Below are 19,179 nucleotides of genomic sequence, written 5' to 3' on the forward strand. Positions count from 1 at the left end.
CAGGCGCTACCATAAGGGCTTCGTTATTTTGTCAGGAAAAGCCATGAAACGTGCCGTTGTTGTATTCAGTGGAGGTCAGGACTCCACGACTTGTCTGGCGCAAGCGCTGCATCAGTATGATGAAGTGCACTGCGTGACCTTTGATTATGGTCAGCGCCATCGCGCTGAGATTGATGTCGCACGTGACCTGGCCTTAAAACTTGGCGCGCGCGCGCACAAAGTGCTTGATGTCACATTGCTCAGTGAACTGGCTGTCAGCAGCCTGACCCGCGATAACATTCCGGTACCCGATTACGAACCGGATGCGAACGGCATTCCCAATACCTTTGTGCCAGGACGCAATATTCTGTTCTTAACGCTGGCAGCAATTTACGCGTACCAGGTGCAGGCAGAGGCGGTCATTACCGGCGTTTGTGAGACCGATTTCTCCGGCTATCCGGACTGTCGCGATGAGTTCGTTAAAGCCCTGAACCATGCTGTAAGCCTGGGGATGGCGAAAGATATTCGCTTTGAAACCCCACTGATGTGGATCGATAAAGCCGAAACCTGGGCACTGGCCGATTATTGGGGCAAGCTGGACCTGGTACGCGAAGAAACGCTGACCTGCTATAACGGCATCAAAGGTGACGGTTGCGGTCACTGTGCGGCGTGTAATCTGCGTGCCAACGGCCTGAACCATTATCTGGCGGATAAACCGGCAGTGATGGAGGCAATGAAGCAGAAAACCGAGTTAAAGTGATTGTATTGCCGGATGGCGCTTTGCGTATCCGGCCTACATGCAGTTGCAGCAACTCTTGTAGGCCGGATAAGACGCTTGAGCGTCGCCTTCCGGCAGTCGCAGCCACTACTGCACCATCTGCTCCAGTTTTTCGCGCAACTCCCCTTCCAGCGGCAACGCTTTTTGCGTTTTCAAATCAATACAGACGAACGTAATCAGCGCGTCTGCCACCACCTGCCCTTCCGGCTCCAGAGTAATGGTCTGATTTAACACACCACTTTTGCCATTTAACTGTTGAACCTGACTGGTGATAGTCAGCAGGTCGCTCAGCACCGCAGGTCGTCGGTAGTTGATATTAATATTCACGACCACAAAAGCGATGTTGTGTGCTGTCATCCACTGAAAGCTGTCGCTGTTTTCCAGACCATCCCAGCGGGCTTCTTCCAGAAACTCCAGATAGCGGGCATTGTTAACGTGCTGATAGACATCAAGATGAAAACCACGAACTTTGATTTGTGTTTGCATAGCGCAGGAGCCTTACGTTGTTTTTATAGGAACAGATTTTTGGGTAAAGAGGTCATAACTGGTATGACCTCTACAGTCTGGCAAACTTTCAGCGCTCTGCAAGTTATTAAAGTGTTAAAACTGCCAGGTTACGCTCAACCAGTGAACTGCCCATGCCCGGCACCTGTTTTAAATCGTCCACCGTTTTAAACGGCCCGTACTCCTCACGATAGCTCACAATCGCCTGCGCTTTCTTTAGACCCACGCCATTCATAACTCGCGCTAAATCCTCCGCAGAAGCGCTGTTGATGCTTACCCTGGTGCCCTCATCGTCGCTTGCTTTAGCGGGCTGTGTGGCTTTGCTTTGTGCCGCCCCTGGGTTTTCCGCTTTGGTTTGAGTCGCCTGGCTTTTGGCGACAGGCTCAGCCGCCAATGCGGTTTGGGCCATACCAGCGCAGGTCAATGAAAGAGTGATAAGCAGAGCTTTGATTCCATGTTTCATACTGTTTTCTCCTTGTTTGTTAACAGTGGAATCACGATAGCGAGGTGCAGAACGGCAGACAAACGGCAAATATCAGAAATGGAAAAGGCCGCGAAAGCGGCCTTTGGTAGATACAACTTTTTGCAATTTTTTGCGAACTGCCTCGGTTATTGCTGCTGTTCCAGCGCATCCCCGATTTTAATTTTTGCGGCTTTACGCAGGTTGCTCATCAGCGCTTCGAAGACAATCTGCGCGTTGTTCTGAGTGATCCCCTGAACCATCGCTTTCTTCTGCGCTTCAGGCATAGAACCGGCTTTCACCTCGTCCAACGCCAACAGAACAACGTTACCCTGCATGTCGTTCGCGACGCCGTAGCTCGGTTTGTCTTTCGCCGGCAGGCTCAGACCAAAGGCAGCCTGGCTCAGCGGATCCTGACCCGTACGGCTCAGCGTTTTCGCCTCGCCAAAGCTCAGACCCGCCGCTTTCATCGCTTCATCGCCTTTACCGGCTTTCAGATCCGCCAGCAGTTTATCGGCATCAAGCTTCGCCTGCTGCTCTGCTTTATTGTGCTTAACGAGCGCAGTTACCTGCTCTTTCACTTCAGCCAGTGGCTTCACGGCTTCGGCTTTGTGCTCTGCAATACGCAGCACGAACGCACGATCGCCGTCCACGGTGATGATATCGGAGTTACTGCCAGGCGTACCGTTCTCACCAACCAGACCACCATTGAAAATGATGTCAGCGACTGGTTTGAAATTCAGTTCTTCCGGCAGGCTGTCACGGCTAAACCAGCCCGTTTCAACCGCTTTCATACCCGCAGCCTGCTCTGCACCCGCCAGAGATTCGTTATCATTGCTGGCCGCGTCGCTGACTTTCTGCTGCAGCGCATAGTACGCATCCAGCGCTTTTTCCTGCTTAACTTTTGCCGCAATCTCGTCACGGGCTTCGCTCAGCGGTTTAACTTGCGCAGGCTGTACGTCGTCAAGACGCGCAACGAGGAAACCAACGGAAGACTTAATTACGCCAGACAGTTGGCCTTTTTCTTTCAGACCAGCATTTTTCAGCTCATCCGGGGTGGTGGAATCTTCCAGCCATCCCATATCGCCGCCTTTACGGGCAGAGATGATATCGGCAGATTTTTCTTTCGCCAGCGCAGCAAAATCACCGCCTTTGTTCAGCTCGTCCAGTACCGCTTTGGCTTCATCTTCCGTTTTGGTCTGAATGATGCTGTAGCGGTTACGCTGCGGCTGAGTGAACTGATCCTGATGCTGGTCATAGTAAGACTGAATATCAGCATCGCTGGCCGTCTCCTGCATTGCAGCAGCGTCCAGCTTGATGTAGCTCACGCGGAACTGTTCCGGCGTCATAAAGTTGTTTTTATTCTGCTCGTAGTAGCTGGCAACTTCCTGCTCGGTAACAGACTGCTTCGCGGCCAGTGCGTTAACGTCAATCGTCGCCTCGCGCACGATACGCTGCTGTGCGACCAGCGCCGCCAGTTCGTCCGTTTCACCTTTCAGCATGAAGTCCGTACCGGCAACACCGTTAATCAGCTGCTGTGTCGTAAGCTGATTACGTAATGCCTGAGCATACTGGTCTGCAGTCATTCCCATTTGATTGACAATCGCGTTGTAGCGGTTGTTATCAAACTTGCCGTCCACCTGGAACGCAGGCGTGGCGAAAATGGCCTGTTTAACCTGATCGTCGCTGATGTTGAGCTTAAGCTCGCGGGAATACTGATCCAGCAGTGCTTCGTCAACAAGACGATTCAGCACCTGCTGACGCAGCGTTTTCATATAACCTTCGTTAGCGGCCAGCTCGGAGTATTGATCGCCCAGCTGTTGCTGCATGCGGTTACGTTCGCTGTTGAACGCATTCTCGAACTGCCCGCGGCTGATCTCCTGGCCATTCACTTTGGCGGCGAAGTTATTGCCTCCGCCAATCAGGTAACCACTCACGCCGGTCAAAATGAACGACACGATAATGATACCGAAAATAATCTTGAGCACGAGACTGTTAGCAGCCGTGCGTAAGCTGTCCATCATGGTGTAACCACACTCCGCTGTAGATGACTATACGCGTTATCCTCTCTGCTGCCCCCGCGTTGATGACAACAACGGCAACAAGGATTTTGAGTATATATGCTTCACGCAGCATAGCGTTTCCTGAACGCTGCGCACAAAGGTCTATTGTGACAAGAAACAGGGGCAATTGTCAGCCCACAACGCGTAGAAAGTACCGGAATTACAAATAAAAAAGGCACATCAGTCGATGCGCCCTTGTACTTCGTCACATCCCCAAAGGGGAAATCACTTAGTTTACCGCGTCTTTCAGTGCTTTACCTGCACGGAAGCCCGGTACTTTAGCCGCGGCGATGGTGATCTCTTTACCTGTTTGCGGGTTGCGACCAGTACGGGCAGCACGCTCTTTAACGGCAAAAGTACCAAAACCTACCAGCGCTACGTCATCACCTTCTTTCAGAGATTCGGTAACAGAAGCAATAATTGCATCTAACGCACGTCCAGCCGCAGCTTTAGAGATATCAGCCCCTGCAGCAATTTTGTCGATCAGTTGAGATTTATTCACTCTTCTCTTCCTCTTTATAATTTATATCGCACCTGAATCCTTCAAAGTGCGACCGCGCAGCAGTTATATCAGGCCTGCCATGCCCTTACAACACCCGTTAATGATGGCAAGCCTAATCCGTTATCTAAATTAGCTATACAAAAAAAGGCTGGCAAGCCCGAAATGGCCTGCCAGCCCTGTTTTTATTAATGCTCTTTGCGCGAGGTCACTATTTTGCCGTCACAACCTGCATTCCAGAGGGTTCATTTTGCAATGCAAGAGTCAGAACTTCCTCAATACGTTTCACCGGGTGAATATTAAGATCGGCAATTACGTTGTCCGGAATCTCTTCCAGGTCACGTTTGTTCTCATCGGGAATTAAGACCGTCTTAATGCCGCCACGGTGTGCCGCCAGCAGTTTTTCTTTCAAACCACCGATAGGCAGAACCTGACCACGCAGGGTGATCTCACCCGTCATCGCCACGTCGGCGCGAACTGGGTTACCGGTAAGACAAGAAACCAGCGCAGTACACATAGCAATACCCGCACTTGGACCGTCTTTCGGCGTAGCCCCTTCAGGTACGTGAACGTGGATGTCGCGTTTTTCGTAAAAGTCCGGGTTAATACCCAGTTTTTCCGCACGCGCACGCACCACGGTCAGCGCAGCCTGAATCGACTCCTGCATGACTTCACCCAGAGAACCGGTGTAGGTCAACTTACCTTTACCCGGTACGCAGGCGGTTTCGATAGTCAGCAGATCGCCGCCAACTTCCGTCCACGCCAGACCCGTCACCTGACCAACGCGGTTTTCGTTGTCCGCGCGGCCATAGTCAAAGCGCTGTACACCCAGATAATCGTGCAGGTTGTCGCCATTGATCTCAATATGTTTCAGCGATTTATCCAGCAGCAGCTGTTTCACCGCTTTACGGCACAGTTTAGAGATTTCACGTTCCAGACTACGTACGCCTGCTTCACGGGTGTAGTAACGAATAATGCCCACAATGGCGCTATCGTCGACCGTCAGCTCACCTTTTTTCAGCGCATTACGCTCAATCTGTTTCGGCAACAGGTGACGTTTGGCAATGTTCAGCTTTTCGTCTTCGGTATAACCGGACAGACGGATCACTTCCATACGATCCAGCAACGGTGCCGGAATATTCATGGAGTTAGAGGTCGCAACAAACATTACGTCGCTGAGATCGTAGTCCACTTCCAGGTAGTGATCGCTGAACGCCACGTTCTGCTCTGGATCCAGCACCTCAAGCAGTGCGGAAGCCGGATCGCCACGCATGTCGGAAGACATTTTGTCGATCTCATCAAGCAGGAACAGCGGGTTTTTAACGCCCACTTTGGCCATTTTCTGGATCAGTTTACCCGGCATAGAACCGATATAGGTCCGGCGGTGGCCACGAATTTCGGCTTCATCACGCACGCCGCCCAGCGCCATACGGATGTATTTACGCCCAGTTGCCTTAGCGATGGACTGCCCCAGAGAGGTTTTACCTACCCCCGGCGGTCCAACCAGACACAGGATCGGCCCCTTGATTTTATTTACACGGCTTTGAACCGCGAGATACTCAAGGATACGGTCTTTGACGCGCTCCAGACCATAATGGTCGGTATCGAGGATTTCCTGCGCCTGACGCAGGTCTTTTTTGACCTTGCTACGCGCATTCCACGGCACCTGTACCATCCAGTCGATGTAGCCACGCACCACGGTCGCTTCCGCCGACATAGGAGACATCATTTTCAGCTTCTGCAGTTCTGCTTCCGCTTTCTCTTTTGCCTCTTTCGGCATTTTCGCCGCGTCGATTTTACGCTTCAACGCTTCGTTTTCGTCCGGTGCATCGTCCATCTCACCGAGTTCTTTCTGAATAGCTTTCATCTGCTCGTTCAGATAGTACTCGCGCTGAGATTTTTCCATCTGCTTTTTCACGCGGTTGCGAATGCGTTTCTCAACCTGCAGCAGATCGATTTCAGACTCCATCATCGCCATCAGATATTCCAGACGTTCGTTAACGTCGGACATCTCCAGCACGGACTGCTTGTCAGCCAGCTTCAGCGGCATGTGTGCAGCGATGGTATCCGCCAGACGTGCAGGATCGTCAATGCTGTTCAGCGACGTCAGCACTTCTGGTGGGATTTTCTTGTTCAGCTTGATATAGCCTTCGAACTGGCTGATAGCGGTACGCACCAGCACTTCCTGTTCGCGCTCATCAATAGCAGGCGAGTCAAGGTACTCTGCTTTCGCAGAGAAATGCTCGCCGTTGTCAGACAGCGCAGAAATACGCGCACGCTGTAACCCCTCGACCAGCACTTTTACGGTGCCGTCAGGCAGTTTCAGCATCTGCAAAATAGAGGCCACGGTCCCGACGGTGAAAAGATCGTTTACACCCGGCTCATCCGTTGACGCTTCTTTCTGTGCGACCAGCATGATTTTTTTATCATGGTCCATAGCCGCTTCCAGACAACGGATAGATTTTTCCCGCCCTACAAATAAGGGTATGACCATGTGCGGATAAACCACCACATCGCGCAACGGCAATACGGGGATTTCAATGCGTTCAGAACGCTCAGGATTCATAGAGCTCTCTCTTAGTTTAGTTTCCGCCAGGTAATCAGGTGGTACGACTGTGCTTCACACCACCTTTAACATGTATGTCAGTATATGGGGATGTTTCCCACACATTCAACGCCATGTTTACGGAAAAATAAAAGGGGAGATAAAATCCCCCCTTTTTAATTAAATGTCTGTATGAATTGATGAATTATTCGCCAGATGCCTGCTGCGCTTCCGGCTTACCGTAAATCAGTAATGGCTTGCTCTGACCGCCAATCACCGACTCATCGATCACCACTTTTTCGACGTCTTCCATAGAAGGCAGATCGTACATGGTGTCGAGCAGCGCGGCTTCGACGATAGAACGCAGACCACGAGCACCGGTTTTACGCGCCATCGCTTTCTTAGCGATCGCATCCAGCGCTTCCTCACGGAATTCCAGATCGACACCTTCAAGATTGAACAGCGCCTGGTACTGCTTGGTCAGGGCGTTTTTCGGCTCTTTGAGGATCTGGATCAACGCTTCTTCGCTCAGCTCGCTCAGCGTTGCCACAACCGGCAGACGACCGATGAACTCAGGGATCAGACCAAATTTGATCAGATCTTCCGGTTCAACCTGCGACAGCAGTTCACCTTCGCTGGCTTTATCAGACTGTGCTTTTACCGTTGCGCCAAAACCAATGCCGGAGCCGGTTTCAACACGGTTAGCAATCACTTTATCCAGACCGGCAAAGGCACCACCGCAGATAAACAGGATCTTGGAGGTATCAACCTGCAGGAATTCCTGCTGAGGATGTTTACGACCACCCTGTGGCGGAACGGCAGCAACCGTCCCTTCGATCAGTTTCAACAGCGCCTGCTGTACACCTTCGCCGGAAACGTCACGGGTAATAGATGGGTTATCAGACTTACGAGAAATCTTGTCGATCTCATCGATATAGACGATCCCACGCTGTGCTTTCTGCACGTCGTAATCGCACTTCTGCAACAGCTTCTGAATAATATTTTCAACATCTTCACCCACATAACCGGCTTCGGTCAGCGTGGTGGCATCAGCCATGGTGAACGGAACGTCCAGCAGGCGCGCCAGCGTTTCAGCCAGCAGCGTTTTACCGGAACCCGTCGGGCCAATCAGCAGGATGTTACTTTTGCCCAACTCGACGCCATTGCTGGTGTCGCCGTTGCGCAGACGTTTGTAATGGTTGTATACCGCGACCGCCAGCACTTTCTTCGCCTGCTCTTGACCGATAACGTAATCGTCCAGGTGGTTGCGAATTTCATGTGGCGTCGGCAGCGCACTGCGTTCACGGTGCGGTGCTACTTCCTTAATCTCTTCGCGAATGATGTCGTTGCATAAATCAACACATTCGTCGCAGATATACACGGATGGACCGGCAATCAGCTTACGCACTTCATGCTGGCTTTTGCCGCAAAAAGAGCAGTACAACAATTTGCCCGAGCCATCTTTGCGTTTATCTGTCATGGGTCAAAACCTCTTCTTTGTTCTTTGTGCCGCACACGACGACGCAAATGCCATTCTCAGGCGCAAGACGCTAGTCAGCGTTGTGCCGCTCCAGGTAATTATAGCGGCACACCTGCGCACTGGGCATTAATTACGATGGGTCAAAATCGAGTCAACCAGACCATACTCTACCGCTTCAGAAGCGGAGAGGAAGCGATCGCGCTCGGTATCACGTTCAATCTGCTCAAGAGATTGACCCGTATGATGCGCCATAAGTTCGTTCATGCGCCCTTTTACCTTCAGGATTTCACGGGCATGAATTTCAATATCCGTTGCCTGGCCCTGGTAACCGCCCAGAGGCTGGTGGATCATGACGCGAGAGTTAGGCAGGCAAAAACGTTTGCCTTTCGCCCCGGCGGTCAGCAGGAACGCGCCCATTGAGGCCGCCTGGCCCATACAAATGGTGCTGACGTCCGGCTTAATAAACTGCATGGTGTCATAGATAGACATCCCGGCAGTGATCACTCCACCAGGGGAGTTGATGTACAGGTAGATATCTTTTTCTGGGTTTTCTGCTTCCAGGAACAGCATCTGCGCCACGATCAGGTTAGCCATATGGTCTTCGACCTGGCCGGTCAGAAAAATGACGCGTTCCTTAAGTAGACGAGAATAGATATCAAAAGAGCGCTCACCACGTGAGGTCTGTTCAATGACCATCGGCACCAGCGCCATATGGGGTGCAAAGTTATCTCGTTCGCCGCTGTATGACATTTCCGTCTCCTGGATAAAATTTGAAAAAACCTGCTGTGCTGATTGTAACCTTATGGACGGATTATCAGCTAGTCCCTCAGTAATGGGTACGACATCGCCATAATTCAAGCATAACAATCTTTTGTTGTAACGCTAACACTGAAACGCTGTTTTCGCACTCTTCCCATGCAAAATGCGTGACAAAAAAAAACCCGCCACCAAAAGGTGACGGGCTTGCGTACGAAATTCGAGCTAAAAAAGCGACGAATTACGCCTGCTGGTTCATCAGTTCGTTGAAGGAAGTGGCTTTTTCAGTCACTTTCGCTTTCGCCAGAACGGCTTCAACAGCCTGCTCTTCCAGAGCGACGTTACGCATGTTGTCCATCAGCTCTTTGTTTTTGCTGTAGAACTCAACAACTTCTTTCGGATCTTCGTAAGCAGAAGCCATCTCTTCGATCAGGCCTTTAACGCGATCTTCGTCAGCTTTCAGTTCGTTGGTACGAATCACTTCGCCCAGCAGCAGACCAACAACTACGCGACGCTTAGCCTGTTCTTCGAACAGTTCACGCGGCAGTTCCAGAGCTTGTTTCTCGTTGCCGCCGAAACGTTGTGCAGCCTGACGACGCAGAACGTCGATTTCGCTGTCGATCAGAGCAGCCGGAACGTCGATGTCGTTAGCTTTTACCAGGCCTTCGATCGCCTGAGACTTAACGCGGTTACGCACAGCGCCTTTCAGCTCGCGTTCCATGTTTTTACGGACTTCAGCGCGCAGACCTGCTACGGAACCATCTTCAACGCCGAAACGTTTGATGAATTCTTCAGTCAGTTCTGGCAGTTCGCGTTCTTCAACTTTCTTCAGGTTGATAACGAACTTCGCAGCTTTACCTTTCAGGTTTTCAGCGTGGTACTCTTCCGGGAAGGTCACGTCGATAGTGAACTCTTCGCCAGCTTTGTGGCCTTTAACGCCTTCTTCAAAGCCCGGGATCATACGACCCTGGCCCATCGCCAGTACGAAGTCAGACGCTTTGCCGCCTTCGAACTCTTCGCCGTCTACAGAACCGGTGAAGTCGATGGTTACACGGTCTTCTGCATCAGCAGCGCCGTCTTTGTCTTTCCAGGTAGCCTGCTGCTTGCGCAGGGTGTCCAGCATTACGTCAACGTCAGCGTCGGTAACTTCAACAACCGGTTTTTCAACTTCGATTGCTTCCAGGCCAGTCAGCTCAACTTCCGGGTAAACTTCAAACTCTACCGCGTAAGTAAAATCTTCACCCAGTTTGTATTCGCCCGGAACGTAGTTCGGTGCGCCAGCCGGATTGATTTTTTCTTTGATGATCGCGTCAACGAAGTTGCGGCTCATCAGGTCACCCAGAACGTCCTGGCGAACAGACGCGCCATAACGCTGAGCAACAACATTCATCGGTACTTTTCCTTTGCGGAAACCGTCAATACGCACTTTCTTCGCTACGTTGACCAGCTCGCTTTTCACAGCGGTCTCGATGCTGTCAGCAGCGATAGTAATCGTTACACGGCGGCCAAGGCCTTGAGTGGTTTCAACTGAAACTTGCATCTTGTTACCTCAAAAAATCACAGTGCTCGGTCAACTCTTCTCCGCAAGCACAGGTTGTTGGCTTCGCGGAACTGGGATGTTCTCATAAGCAATCACATTCCCTGTCGTCAGAATCATCCCGAAGACATTCCGAAAAATAAGACGCGCATTATAGCGGCATCACTTTTATGAGTCGAGAACGGTTATCGCGCGTTGCTGCGGCTTTTTTCACAATTCCCGGCTAATTTTTGTCTGAATACTGTACGACTGCCCCAGAATTCAGACAAAACAAAACGGCCCGCAGGCCGTTTTCACATAATCTGTAGCAACATACTGGAAAAGCGTCGGTTGTTGCAAATCCGTTTTTACGCGATGCTTCCCGCTCCACGACACGGAGGCGATGCAAAAATCGTATCCTGCAACGCTTCCCACTCCTTAATAGTGTAGGTATGCAGGGCAAGCGCATGAACGGTTGTGGAAAGCTCCGCCGTTAACGTGCTGTAAATCATCCGATGACGATTAAGAAAACGTTCACCTGTAAAGCGATCGCTAACCAGTACAACCTTAAAGTGGCTTTCAGAACCAGCCGGGACATTGTGACGATAGCTTTCATCCACAACTTCGAGGAACACGGGTTCGAACGCTGCCCTTAATTTTTCTTCTATTTGCTCACGAATCATCATGAAATTTTTCCTCCGACAACGCTGAGATGTCACCCATCCCTTTAAATACTAGCCGCTTTTACCGTTTTCATTACACCTTAGCAACAAAAAATTAGCGCTTGTCTGATTTTCTCATTCAAACGGATGAAGTTCACTGATTCCTCACTCCAATTTATTGCAAAAAGTCCGTTTATAGTCTCCACAAAGTCATAAAACGGACAACACAATGAATTTACATGCGTTACCCACTTCCCCTCATCGTTGGCGATGTTATGATGGCGGGAATTTTCTCTAACCATACAATTTAGATTCGCTGAGAGCCCTGGCATGTTTAAAAAAATCCTCGTCCCGTTTGTCGCACTGTTTATGTTAGCTGGATGCGCAACGCCGCCGACCACTATTGAAGTCTCCCCGAAAATTACCCTGCCGCAGCAGGACCCGAGCCTGATGGGTGTGACCGTTAGCATCAACGGAGCCGACCAGCGCCAGGATCAAGCGCTGGCAAAAGTCACCCGCGACAACCAGTTGGTGACCCTGACCGCATCCCGCGACCTGCGTTTCCTGCTGCAAGAAGTACTGGAAAAACAGATGACCGCACGCGGTTATATGATTGGACCGAACGGTGCAGTCAACCTGCAAATCATTGTTAGCCAGCTGTATGCTGACGTGTCTCAGGGTAGCGTGCGCTATAACATCGCCACCAAAGCAGACATCGCCATCATTGCTACCGCCGCCAACGGCAACAAGATGACCAAAAACTACCGCGCAAGCTATTCTGTTGAAGGTGCACTGCAAGCCTCTAACAAAAATATCGCTGATGCCGTTAACAGCGTGCTGACCGACACCATCGCTGATATGTCTCAGGACACCAGCGTTCACGATTTCATCAAGCAGAACGCTCGTTAATTTCTGCCCATATGGCCCGGCGTTCGTCGGGCCTATAGAAGCCCATGTCCAGTCAATACTTACGTATTTTTCAGCAACCACGTTCAGCTATCCTGCTCATTCTGGGGTTCGCCTCCGGTTTACCGCTCGCACTCACCTCCGGTACGCTTCAGGCGTGGATGACAGTCGAGAATATCGATCTTAAAACCATCGGTTTCTTTTCCCTGGTCGGTCAGGCCTACGTATTTAAATTTCTCTGGTCCCCGTTGATGGACCGTTACACGCCACCGTTTTTAGGTCGGCGTCGCGGCTGGCTGCTGGCGACCCAGGTGCTGTTGTTAATTTCTATCGCTGCGATGGGCTTTCTGGAGCCTGGCACACAGTTACGCTGGATGGCCGCACTCGCAGTAGTGATCGCTTTTTGCTCGGCATCGCAGGATATCGTCTTTGATGCCTGGAAAACCGACGTATTGCCCGCAGAAGACCGCGGTACCGGCGCGGCTATCAGCGTGCTGGGCTATCGATTAGGGATGCTGGTTTCAGGCGGATTGGCCTTGTGGATGGCCGATCGCTGGCTGGGCTGGCAAGGGATGTACTGGCTGATGGCTGCACTGTTGATTCCCTGTATCATCGCCACTCTGTTAGCACCTGAACCAACTGACACCATTCCGGTGCCTAAAACGCTGGAACAGGCAGTTGCGGCTCCGCTGCGAGACTTCTTTGGTCGTAACAACGCATGGCTGATCCTGCTGCTTATTGTGCTGTATAAGCTCGGGGATGCTTTCGCCATGAGCCTGACCACCACCTTTTTAATCCGCGGCGTTGGGTTTGATGCGGGTGAAGTTGGCGTGGTGAATAAGACGCTGGGGCTACTGGCCACCATTGTTGGCGCGCTGTACGGTGGGATCCTGATGCAGCGCCTTTCGCTGTTTCGCGCCTTGCTTATTTTCGGCATCCTGCAAGGGGCGTCGAATGCGGGCTACTGGCTACTGTCCATCACTGACAAACACATGTTCAGCATGGCGGCGGCCGTCTTCTTTGAAAACCTGTGCGGCGGAATGGGCACGGCGGCATTTGTCGCCTTATTAATGACGCTGTGCAATAAGTCCTTCTCAGCGACCCAGTTCGCCCTGCTCTCCGCGCTTTCAGCCGTTGGTCGCGTTTACGTTGGCCCGGTAGCGGGTTGGTTTGTCGAAGCACACGGCTGGCCGACGTTTTATCTGTTCTCCGTGTTTGCCGCGATCCCCGGTCTGATACTGCTGCTGGTATGTCGCCAGACCCTGGAACATAGCTGGCAAAATGAAAGCTTCATTCCGCGCACGGAATTTCGTGGAGCATACAGTCTGGCATTAATGACGCTAGTTGCGGGCTGCTGCCTGCTGCTGGTTTGGCTGTTGCTGTTAACCATGAACGCGCTGGATTACACCAACTTCTCCTTCCTGCCGGAACTGCTTGAAGTCTCAGTGGTGGTCGCGGTCTGCGGGGTCGTTTTTGGTGGATTGCTTGATTATCTGGCATTGCGCAAAACCCGTCTGGCATGATGTTGCATATTTATGCTCTAAATAATTCGAGTTACGGGACAAAAGGCGTGAGCGTTTTGAACAGCGCTTGCGCTGGCCCCGTAGGGGAGAGGCCGAGAGGCCGAATCACGCGGCGACGCAGCAAATCCCCAGGAGCTTACATAAGTAAGTGACTGGGGTGAGCGAGGAAAGCCAACACACCCGTAGCTTGAAGTATGACGAGCATATTTGGTCGTTGTAATCACCCTGCGTAATTATAACGGCGAAATAAGCAACAACTGCTAAAAATAATATTTGTTATTTTGTGCGCCAAAGAATTTGGAAATTATTGACGCCTTTTATATATACTATTTTCCTTACTCGATTCAGCCAAGAAAGATTTATTTTTTGTTCCTCAATTGTCCGTTTATTGATAATCAATTGTTAAGCAATTGTTTTATTTTCGTATTGGTTATACCAATTGCCCTCAGTACGCCCCCCACCTGCCCGCTTTCGTTATAACGTGATGTTGCAACAGGTTCTTAAAGCCAAAGCGACATATATTGCAACATATGTGACATGCACGGCAGAACCCAGTAACACAGATCTAGAGATGTTTACAGTAATGTAACCTTCCCGTAAAATGCCCTCACACTTTAAACGCCACCCGGTCCCGTGGAATTGAGGTCGTTAAATGAGACTCAGGAAATACAATAAAAGTTTGGGATGGTTGTCATTAATTGCAGGCACTGCATTACTCAGTGGCTGTAATTCTGCGCTGCTTGACCCTAAAGGACAGATTGGACTGGAACAACGGTCATTGATACTGACGGCATTTGGCCTGATGTTGATTGTCGTTATTCCCGCCATCTTGATGGCTGTTGGTTTTGCCTGGAAGTATCGTGCAAGCAATAAAGATGCGAAGTACAGCCCGAACTGGTCACACTCCAATAAAGTGGAAGCTGTGGTCTGGACGGTGCCGATCTTAATCATCATTTTCCTTGCCGTTCTGACCTGGAAAACCACTCACGCTCTTGAGCCAAGCAAACCGCTGGCGCATGACGAGAAGCCCATTACCATCGAAGTGGTTTCCATGGACTGGAAATGGTTCTTCATCTATCCGGAACAGGGTATCGCTACCGTGAATGAAATCGCCTTCCCGGCGAATACTCCGGTTGAATTCAAAGTGACTTCCAACTCCGTGATGAACTCCTTCTTTATCCCGCGTCTGGGTAGCCAGATTTATGCCATGGCCGGTATGCAGACTCGACTGCATCTGATCGCCAACGAAGTCGGTACTTATGATGGTATCTCCGCAAGTTATAGCGGACCAGGCTTCTCCGGTATGAAGTTCAAGGCTATCGCAACAAAGGACCGCGCCGAATTCGACCAATGGGTTGCTAAAGCTAAACAGTCCACGAACACCATGAGCGACATGGCAGCGTTCGAGAAAGTGGCTGCGCCAAGCGAATACAACCAGGTGGAATACTTCTCCAACGTGAAACCGGATTTGTTTAAAGATGTTATTAACAAATTTATGGCTCACGGTAAGAGCATGGACATGACCCAACCCGAAGGTGAGCACAGCGCACACGAAGGAATGGAAGGCATGGACATGAGCCACGCGGAATCCGCTCACTAAGGGGCCGAGGAAGAATACGATGTTCGGAAAATTGACGCTGGATGCAGTTCCGTTCCATGAACCTATTGTCATGGTTACGATTGCTGCCATTATCATCGGTGGTGCGGCCTTACTGGGCCTTATCACTTACTTCGGTAAGTGGACCTACCTGTGGAAAGAGTGGCTGACTTCTGTTGACCACAAACGCCTTGGCATCATGTATGTCATCGTCGCAATCGTCATGTTGATTCGTGGCTTTGCCGACGCCATCATGATGCGTAGTCAGCAAGCGCTGGCTTCTGCAGGTGAAGCGGGCTTCCTGCCACCTCACCACTACGACCAGATCTTCACGGCTCACGGCGTGATTATGATCTTCTTCGTGGCAATGCCATTTGTTATCGGTCTGATGAACCTGGTGGTTCCGCTGCAGATCGGCGCACGTGACGTTGCATTCCCGTTCCTGAACAACCTGAGCTTCTGGTTCACCGTTGTCGGCGTAATCCTGGTTAACCTTTCTCTGGGCGTGGGTGAATTCGCGCAGACCGGTTGGCTGGCGTATCCGCCACTTTCGGGAATAGAGTACAGTCCAAGCGTCGGGGTCGACTATTGGATATGGGCAGTCCAGTTGTCCGGTATTGGTACAACTCTGACCGGTATCAACTTCTTTGTGACCATCATTAAGATGCGTGCACCAGGAATGACCATGTTCAAGATGCCAGTGTTTAGCTGGGCATCTCTGTGTGCAAACATCCTGATTATCGCTTCTTTCCCAATCCTGACGGTTACCGTCGCGTTGCTGACCCTGGATCGCTATCTGGGCACCCATTTCTTTACCAACGATATGGGCGGCAACATGATGATGTACATCAACCTGATTTGGGCCTGGGGCCATCCGGAAGTGTACATTCTGGTTCTGCCAGTCTTCGGCGTGTTCTCCGAAATCGCAGCAACCTTCTCGCGTAAACGTCTGTTTGGTTACACCTCGCTGGTGTGGGCAACCGTGTGTATCACCGTTCTGTCGTTCGTTGTTTGGCTGCACCACTTCTTCACCATGGGTGCAGGCGCTAACGTAAACGCCTTCTTCGGTATCACCACCATGATTATCGCCATCCCGACCGGGGTGAAGATCTTCAACTGGCTGTTCACCATGTATCAGGGCCGTATCGTATTCCACTCAGCAATGCTGTGGACGATTGGCTTTATCGTCACCTTCTCAGTCGGCGGCATGACCGGTGTACTGCTGGCGGTGCCGGGTGCGGACTTCGTTCTGCACAACAGTCTGTTCCTGATTGCGCACTTCCATAACGTTATCATCGGCGGCGTCGTATTTGGATGCTTCGCTGGTATGACCTACTGGTGGCCAAAAGCGTTTGGCTTCACGCTGAACGAAACTTGGGGTAAACGCGCATTCTGGTTCTGGATCATCGGCTTCTTCGTAGCATTTATGCCACTGTACGTGCTGGGCTTCATGGGTATGACCCGTCGCCTCAGCCAGCAGATTGATCCACAGTTCCATCCGATGCTGGTCGTTGCCGCCTGCGGCGCCGCGCTGATTGCACTGGGTATCCTGTGCCAGCTGATTCAGATCTTCGTTTCTATTCGCGACCGCGAGCAGAACCGTGACCTGACCGGTGACCCATGGGGTGGTCGTACGCTGGAGTGGGCAACCTCTTCCCCGCCTCCGTTCTATAACTTTGCCGTTGTGCCGCACGTTCACGAGCGTGATGCCTTCTGGGAAATGAAAGAAAAAGGTGAAGCGTACAAGCAGCCTGCGCACTATGAAGAAATTCATATGCCGAAGAACAGCGGTGCCGGTATCGTCATTACCGCCTTCGCAACACTGTTTGGTTTCGCCATGATCTGGCATATCTGGTGGCTGGCGATTGCAAGCTTCGCAGGCATGATCATCAGCTGGATTGTGAAAAGCTTTGATGAAGACGTGGATTACTACGTGCCGGTCCCGGAAGTCGAAAAACTGGAAAACCAGCATTTCGATGAGATTACTAAGGCAGGGCTGAAAAATGGCAACTGATACTTTAACGCACGCGACTGCCCACGCGCACGAACACGGGCACCACGATGCAGGCCAGACCAAGATCTTCGGATTCTGGGTCTACCTGATGAGCGACTGCATTCTGTTCTCTATTCTGTTTGCAACCTATGCCGTTCTGGTGAACGGCACCGCAGGTGGCCCGACAGGTAAGGACATTTTTGAACTGCCGTTCGTTCTGGTTGAAACATTCCTGCTGTTATTCAGCTCCATTACTTACGGCATGGCAGCGATTGCCATGTACAAGAACAACAAGAGCCAGGTTATCTCCTGGCTGGCGTTGACCTTCTTGTTCGGTGCCGGATTCATCGGGATGGAACTCTATGAATTCCATCACCTGATTGTTAACGGTATGGGCCCGGATCGCAGCGGCTTCCTGTCTGCGTTCTTCGCGCTGGTCGGTACTCACGGTCTGCACGTCACCTCCGGTCTTATCTGGATGGCGGTGCTGATGGTGCAAGTTGCTCGTCGCGGCCTGACCAGTACTAACCGTACCCGCATCATGTGCCTGAGCCTGTTCTGGCACTTCCTGGATGTGGTGTGGATCTGTGTGTTCACTGTTGTTTATCTGATGGGGGCGATGTAATGAGTCATTCTAACGAGAGCGGCGGCGCATCCCATGGCAGCGTAAAAACCTACATGACAGGTTTTATCCTGTCGATCATCCTGACGGTCATTCCGTTTTGGATGGTGATGACAGGTTCTGCCTCACCGGCCGTCATTCTGGGAACTATTCTGGCAATGGCAGTGGTACAGATTCTGGTGCACCTGGTGTGCTTCCTGCACATGAATAGCAAATCTGATGAAGGTTGGAACATGACGGCCTTTGTCTTTACTGTGCTAATCATCGCCATCCTGGTTGTGGGCTCCATCTGGATTATGTGGAACCTTAACTACAACATGATGATGCACTAAGAGCGGCGATTATGATGTTTAAGCAATACCTGCAAGTAACGAAACCAGGCATCATCTTTGGCAACCTGATCTCGGTGATTGGGGGATTCCTGCTGGCCTCGAAAGGCAGCATTGATTATCCCCTGTTTATCTACACGCTGGTTGGGGTGTCACTGGTTGTGGCGTCGGGTTGTGTATTTAACAACTACATCGACAGGGATATCGACAGGAAGATGGAGAGGACCAAAAACCGCGTGCTGGTTAAAGGTCTGATTTCCCCTGCGGTCTCGCTGGTATACGCCACCCTGCTGGGTATTGCTGGCTTTATGCTGCTGTGGTTTGGCGCGAACCCTCTGGCCTGCTGGCTGGGGGTAATGGGCTTCGTGGTCTATGTGGGCGTTTATAGCCTGTACATGAAGCGTCATTCCGTTTATGGCACGCTGATTGGCTCACTCTCCGGCGCTGCGCCGCCGGTGATTGGCTACTGTGCCGTAACCGGTGAGTTCGATAGCGGTGCGTTGATTCTGCTGGCTATTTTCAGCCTGTGGCAGATGCCGCACTCTTACGCGATTGCGATTTTCCGCTTCAAGGATTATCAGGCTGCCAACATCCCGGTACTGCCGGTGGTGAAAGGTATTTCAGTCGCGAAGAACCATATCACGCTGTACATCGTGGCGTTTGCTATCGCCACGCTGATGCTAACCCTGGGCGGCTATGCAGGTTATAAATACCTGATTGTTGCCGCGGCGGTGAGCGTCTGGTGGTTGGGCATGGCGCTGCGTGGTTATAAAGTGGAAGATGACAGAGTCTGGGCGCGCAAGCTGTTCGGTTTCTCCATCATCGCCATTACCGCGCTCAGCGTGATGATGTCGGTCGACTTTATGGTGCCAAACTCGCAGAACCTGCTGACTTACGTCTGGTAAGAATCGGCAGATAAGAAAAGGGTGCTTTGGCACCCTTTTTATTTACTACGCTATTTTGAGAG

Annotated in this window: 17 protein-coding genes; 8 read left to right on the top strand and 9 right to left on the bottom strand. The window is 51.3% G+C overall.

Annotated features, from left to right (window positions below; genetic code table 11):
- Positions 1–43: 43 nt before the first annotated feature.
- Complete coding sequence (queC, locus tag BZK40_RS14155) at positions 44–739, top strand: 7-cyano-7-deazaguanine synthase QueC (RefSeq protein ID WP_079934847.1); 696 nt, start codon at positions 44–46, stop codon at positions 737–739.
- A gap of 105 nt (positions 740–844) precedes the next feature.
- On the opposite strand, the gene fadM is transcribed toward queC, so the two are convergent.
- From fadM to bolA, 9 genes are all read right to left on the bottom strand, one after another.
- Entirely contained in the window at positions 845–1,243 is a 399-nt protein-coding gene (gene fadM, locus BZK40_RS14160) for a long-chain acyl-CoA thioesterase FadM (RefSeq protein WP_003021636.1), read from the bottom strand.
- A 106-nt stretch (positions 1,244–1,349) separates the two neighbouring features.
- Positions 1,350–1,724 carry a helix-hairpin-helix domain-containing protein gene (locus tag BZK40_RS14165; protein ID WP_079934848.1) on the bottom strand — a complete coding sequence of 125 codons (375 nt, stop codon included), beginning with the start codon at positions 1,722–1,724 and terminating at the stop codon, positions 1,350–1,352.
- A gap of 146 nt (positions 1,725–1,870) precedes the next feature.
- Positions 1,871–3,745, bottom strand: coding sequence for a peptidylprolyl isomerase (ppiD, locus tag BZK40_RS14170; protein WP_003831016.1), 1,875 nt, complete (start codon positions 3,743–3,745; stop codon positions 1,871–1,873).
- Positions 3,746–4,013: 268 nt separating this feature from the next.
- On the bottom strand, positions 4,014–4,304 hold the full coding sequence (hupB, locus tag BZK40_RS14175; protein ID WP_219352570.1) for a nucleoid-associated protein HU-beta: 291 nt from the start codon (positions 4,302–4,304) through the stop codon (positions 4,014–4,016).
- 190 nt (positions 4,305–4,494) lie between these two features.
- Positions 4,495–6,849 (bottom strand): endopeptidase La, encoded by a 2,355-nt coding sequence (gene lon, locus BZK40_RS14180; protein WP_003831014.1) that lies wholly within the window; start codon positions 6,847–6,849, stop codon positions 4,495–4,497.
- Positions 6,850–7,033: 184 nt separating this feature from the next.
- The gene (clpX, locus tag BZK40_RS14185; protein ID WP_003831013.1) at positions 7,034–8,308 is read right to left on the bottom strand and encodes an ATP-dependent protease ATP-binding subunit ClpX; all 1,275 of its coding nucleotides are present in this window, start codon (positions 8,306–8,308) and stop codon (positions 7,034–7,036) included.
- A gap of 126 nt (positions 8,309–8,434) precedes the next feature.
- Entirely contained in the window at positions 8,435–9,058 is a 624-nt protein-coding gene (clpP, locus tag BZK40_RS14190; protein ID WP_003021624.1) for an ATP-dependent Clp endopeptidase proteolytic subunit ClpP, read from the bottom strand.
- 247 nt (positions 9,059–9,305) lie between these two features.
- The gene (gene tig, locus BZK40_RS14195; protein ID WP_003021622.1) at positions 9,306–10,604 is read right to left on the bottom strand and encodes a trigger factor; all 1,299 of its coding nucleotides are present in this window, start codon (positions 10,602–10,604) and stop codon (positions 9,306–9,308) included.
- Between the two features lie 344 nt (positions 10,605–10,948).
- A complete protein-coding gene (gene bolA / locus BZK40_RS14205; protein ID WP_003021619.1) occupies positions 10,949–11,266 on the bottom strand; it encodes a transcriptional regulator BolA in 318 nt (105 codons plus the stop codon).
- Between the two features lie 306 nt (positions 11,267–11,572).
- Between bolA and BZK40_RS14210 the strand changes: the two genes are divergently transcribed.
- From BZK40_RS14210 to cyoE, 7 genes are all read left to right on the top strand, one after another.
- The gene (locus BZK40_RS14210; RefSeq protein WP_016152050.1) at positions 11,573–12,151 is read left to right on the top strand and encodes a lipoprotein; all 579 of its coding nucleotides are present in this window, start codon (positions 11,573–11,575) and stop codon (positions 12,149–12,151) included.
- A 44-nt stretch (positions 12,152–12,195) separates the two neighbouring features.
- The gene (gene ampG / locus BZK40_RS14215; RefSeq protein ID WP_048214791.1) at positions 12,196–13,671 is read left to right on the top strand and encodes a muropeptide MFS transporter AmpG; all 1,476 of its coding nucleotides are present in this window, start codon (positions 12,196–12,198) and stop codon (positions 13,669–13,671) included.
- Between the two features lie 652 nt (positions 13,672–14,323).
- Entirely contained in the window at positions 14,324–15,271 is a 948-nt protein-coding gene (cyoA, locus tag BZK40_RS14220; protein WP_032942534.1) for a cytochrome o ubiquinol oxidase subunit II, read from the top strand.
- Positions 15,272–15,290: 19 nt separating this feature from the next.
- The gene (gene cyoB, locus BZK40_RS14225) at positions 15,291–17,282 is read left to right on the top strand and encodes a cytochrome o ubiquinol oxidase subunit I (protein ID WP_003831008.1); all 1,992 of its coding nucleotides are present in this window, start codon (positions 15,291–15,293) and stop codon (positions 17,280–17,282) included.
- On the top strand, positions 17,272–17,886 hold the full coding sequence (locus tag BZK40_RS14230) for a cytochrome o ubiquinol oxidase subunit III (RefSeq protein WP_003831007.1): 615 nt from the start codon (positions 17,272–17,274) through the stop codon (positions 17,884–17,886). The genes cyoB and BZK40_RS14230 overlap by 11 nt, the downstream gene beginning before the upstream one ends.
- Complete coding sequence (locus BZK40_RS14235; RefSeq protein WP_003831006.1) at positions 17,886–18,215, top strand: cytochrome o ubiquinol oxidase subunit IV; 330 nt, start codon at positions 17,886–17,888, stop codon at positions 18,213–18,215. Before BZK40_RS14230 ends, BZK40_RS14235 begins: the two co-directional genes overlap by 1 nt.
- A gap of 11 nt (positions 18,216–18,226) precedes the next feature.
- Positions 18,227–19,117, top strand: coding sequence for a heme o synthase (cyoE, locus tag BZK40_RS14240; RefSeq protein ID WP_003831005.1), 891 nt, complete (start codon positions 18,227–18,229; stop codon positions 19,115–19,117).
- Positions 19,118–19,179: the final 62 nt, after the last annotated feature.

The organism is Citrobacter portucalensis (assembly GCF_002042885.1).
Classification (GTDB): Bacteria; Pseudomonadota; Gammaproteobacteria; order Enterobacterales; family Enterobacteriaceae; genus Citrobacter; species Citrobacter portucalensis.

Coding starts and splice junctions, on each gene's coding strand:
- queC (WP_079934847.1), top strand. CDS start 44: ATGAAACGTGCCGTTGTTGTATTCAGTGGAGGTCAGGACTCCACGACT.
- fadM (WP_003021636.1), bottom strand. CDS start 1,243: ATGCAAACACAAATCAAAGTTCGTGGTTTTCATCTTGATGTCTATCAG.
- BZK40_RS14165 (WP_079934848.1), bottom strand. CDS start 1,724: ATGAAACATGGAATCAAAGCTCTGCTTATCACTCTTTCATTGACCTGC.
- ppiD (WP_003831016.1), bottom strand. CDS start 3,745: ATGATGGACAGCTTACGCACGGCTGCTAACAGTCTCGTGCTCAAGATT.
- lon (WP_003831014.1), bottom strand. CDS start 6,849: ATGAATCCTGAGCGTTCTGAACGCATTGAAATCCCCGTATTGCCGTTG.
- clpX (WP_003831013.1), bottom strand. CDS start 8,308: ATGACAGATAAACGCAAAGATGGCTCGGGCAAATTGTTGTACTGCTCT.
- clpP (WP_003021624.1), bottom strand. CDS start 9,058: ATGTCATACAGCGGCGAACGAGATAACTTTGCACCCCATATGGCGCTG.
- tig (WP_003021622.1), bottom strand. CDS start 10,604: ATGCAAGTTTCAGTTGAAACCACTCAAGGCCTTGGCCGCCGTGTAACG.
- bolA (WP_003021619.1), bottom strand. CDS start 11,266: ATGATGATTCGTGAGCAAATAGAAGAAAAATTAAGGGCAGCGTTCGAA.
- BZK40_RS14210 (WP_016152050.1), top strand. CDS start 11,573: ATGTTTAAAAAAATCCTCGTCCCGTTTGTCGCACTGTTTATGTTAGCT.
- ampG (WP_048214791.1), top strand. CDS start 12,196: ATGTCCAGTCAATACTTACGTATTTTTCAGCAACCACGTTCAGCTATC.
- cyoA (WP_032942534.1), top strand. CDS start 14,324: ATGAGACTCAGGAAATACAATAAAAGTTTGGGATGGTTGTCATTAATT.
- cyoB (WP_003831008.1), top strand. CDS start 15,291: ATGTTCGGAAAATTGACGCTGGATGCAGTTCCGTTCCATGAACCTATT.
- BZK40_RS14230 (WP_003831007.1), top strand. CDS start 17,272: ATGGCAACTGATACTTTAACGCACGCGACTGCCCACGCGCACGAACAC.
- BZK40_RS14235 (WP_003831006.1), top strand. CDS start 17,886: ATGAGTCATTCTAACGAGAGCGGCGGCGCATCCCATGGCAGCGTAAAA.
- cyoE (WP_003831005.1), top strand. CDS start 18,227: ATGATGTTTAAGCAATACCTGCAAGTAACGAAACCAGGCATCATCTTT.